The organism is Bacteroidota bacterium (assembly GCA_030706565.1).
Classification (GTDB): Bacteria; Bacteroidota; Bacteroidia; order Bacteroidales; family JAUZOH01; genus JAUZOH01.
In genome coordinates, this window is sequence record JAUZOH010000431.1 from 1 (window position 1) to 3,010 (window position 3,010).

Sequence of the window (3,010 nt, forward strand, 5' to 3'; positions counted from 1 at the left end):
AGATGCCCAAACTATTTATTTTGTTTCTCCAAAAGGGAGCGATAAAAACAGCGGTACAGAAAAATCGCCTTTAAAAAGTATAAAAACAGCGCAGTACAAAGCTCGCGGACAAAAAGGTGAAGTAACAGTTTATTTGCGAGGTGGGGAATATCGTTTGTCCGAACCCCTGATTTTTACCCCGCTTGATGGAAATAATGGTAAACACCTTACATTGTCTGCTTATCCGGGCGAAAACGTAGTTATCTCCGGCGGTGTTTCTCTTAAACTACAGTGGCAGCCTTACAAAAACGGGATTATGCAGGCGAGGCTCTCGTCCAAAATCGCTATTGACATGCTAACAGTTAACGGGAAAATACGTTCCATGGCGCGATATCCAAATTACGATTCAACTGCCGTACGTTTCAATGGCACATCGGCTGACGCCACTTCGCCGGAACGAGTGAAAACGTGGAAAAATCCTGCTGGTGGCCTTCTTCATGTGATGCACGTAAGCGATTGGGGTGATTTTCATTACCGCATAACTGGCAAAGATGAGAAAGGCGAATTAAAAATGGAAGGAGGCTGGCAAAATAATCGTCCCAATGGCTTGAGTAAAGACAACCGTATGGTTGAAAATATTTTTGAAGAACTGGACGCACCCGGCGAATGGTATTACGATAGCAAAGAGGCAATTTTATACTATTATCCTGTACCAGGAGAAGATGTTGCCAAATCGACGTTTGAGGCTTCGCAGCTAAAACATTTGGTCGAATTTAGGGGAACCGAACAGACACCGGTGCAAAACATCACCCTAAAAAACATTGAATTTACCCAAACGGCCCGCACTTTTATGGAAAAGTACGAACCGCTTTTGCGTTCCGATTGGACAATATATCGTGGTGGAGCAATTGTTTTTGAAGGCACTGAAAATTGTTCGCTTACCGGCTGCTATCTTCATAATTTAGGAGGCAATGCCGTTTTTTTCTCCAATTACAACCGTAATTCAGGTATTTCGTCGTCGCATATCACGCAGATTGGCGCAAGTGCCATTTGCTTTGTTGGCGACCCAAATGCCGTCAGGTCTGCCGTATTTAATTATGATGTCCATGGATCTTACGATCATATAGACCGTCAGCAAGGTCCAAAATCAAACAATTATCCGGCGGATTGTTTTGTTCGGGATAATTTAATACATACAATAGGTTTATTTGAAAAGCAGATAACCGGTGTGGAGTTATCCATGAGCAAGTCGATCACAGTGAGCCACAACAGCATTTATGATGTTCCGCGGGCAGGAATCAATGTGAGCGAAGGCACCTGGGGCGGACATATTATCGAGTACAACGATGTGTTTGAGACTGTGAAGGAAACCGGCGACCATGGCTCGTTCAATTCCTGGGGGCGCGACCGCTACTGGCATCCTGACCGCCAGAAAATGAACAAATTTACTGTCCAAGAACCTTCGTTGATTTTGGCCGATGTTACTTCAACCATCATCATCCGCAACAACCGGTTCCGTTGCGACCGCGGTTGGGATATCGACTTAGACGATGGATCGTGCAATTACCATATTTATAACAACTTGTGTCTGAATGGTGGAATAAAACTTCGTGAAGGGTTTAATCGTGTGGTCGAAAATAATATCCTGATCAACAACACTTTTCACCCGCACGTGTGGTTCGAAAACAGTGGTGATGTTTTTTCAAGAAACATTGTTATGCGACCTTATAAACCCATCAAACTGACAAGCTGGGGAGCGATGGTCGATTATAACATATTTACCAGTGACAATGCTTTATCCGAAGTCCAAAACCATGGCGTTGACAAGCATTCTATTTTTTGCCCAGTGGAGTTTCAGGATGCCGCTCACGGAAATTTTACTGTAAAAAGTAAAATAAGTCAGGTATTCCGCATTGGATTCCAAAACTTTGATATGGATGGATTTGGCGTTTTATCACCCAACTTGAAATGCATTGCAAAAACTCCAAATATAACCTTGCCTCAGATACAAACTGAAAATGTGTCTGCAATCATTGTCGAATGGCAGGGATTGCGAATTAAGAACCTTGAAACATTAGGCGAGCGTTCTGCAACCGGGATGGATTCCGAACGTGGTGTATATGTGGTTTCAATGGCAAAATTTGATAGCGGACTCAAAGGTCTCTTGCTCGAAAATGATGTAATCATTAAGTTTAGCGGTAAGGTAATCAACAATTTGAATGATTTGCGAAATGCAACTAATCAGGCCGATCTGACCAAACCGATAGAAGTTGTGGTTTTCAGAAACCAAAAAGAGACTTCAGTTACAATTCCGAAAAATACATTATCAATACAATGATATAAATAATATATAATGAATAAAATTAATTCACTTAGATATAAGGCATTGTTTTGCCTGCTGTTTGTTTGCTCTTTTACAATGTTTGCGCAAAACCATCAGGAAAGAAAACAACTGTTTGATTCCAACTGGAAGTTCTTTTTGGGAGATGTACAAGATGCAAAGGCTGTAAATTTTAACGATGAGCATTGGCGTAGCCTCGATTTGCCGCATGATTGGAGTATCGAAGGGGAAGTAAATCCTAAGAATCCGACAGGAGGCGCTGGAGGATACTTCCCTACAGGTGTTGGCTGGTACCAGAAAATATTCAAAGTTCCCGGCGAAAGGAAAACCAAAAAGGTTTCCATTTACTTTGAGGGTGTTTATATGAACTCTGATGTTTTTATCAATAGAAAATCGTTGGGTATTTATCCATACGGTTTCATCTTTAAATTTAACAGAAGCTGCAATAAATATCAATACCAAAAGGCAATAGATGGAATTATATACATAACATAATAAATAGTAAATAATATGATTAGAAGTTTTTTGTATGGACTAATTCTTTCCATGTTTTCAATTGGCATTATTAATGCTCAGGTAAAAGCTCCGGCCCCTTGTGGGCCTGTTCCCACTGAAAATCAGATGAGGTGGCAGGAAATGGAAAGCTACGCTTTTGTTCATTTTTCCTTAAATACCTATACTGACCAGTCG

General features: G+C 41.2%; 3 protein-coding genes. All 3 read left to right on the plus strand.

What is annotated here, in order from left to right:
• The coding region (locus tag Q8907_15175; GenBank protein ID MDP4275614.1) for a PDZ domain-containing protein at positions 1 to 2,317 on the plus strand (2,317 nt) is incomplete at its 5' end.
• Between the two features lie 15 nt (positions 2,318 to 2,332).
• Complete coding sequence (locus Q8907_15180; protein ID MDP4275615.1) at positions 2,333 to 2,815, plus strand: hypothetical protein; 483 nt, start codon at positions 2,333 to 2,335, stop codon at positions 2,813 to 2,815.
• A 15-nt stretch (positions 2,816 to 2,830) separates the two neighbouring features.
• A partial coding sequence (locus Q8907_15185; protein MDP4275616.1) for a hypothetical protein occupies positions 2,831 to 3,010 on the plus strand: 180 nt, incomplete at its 3' end.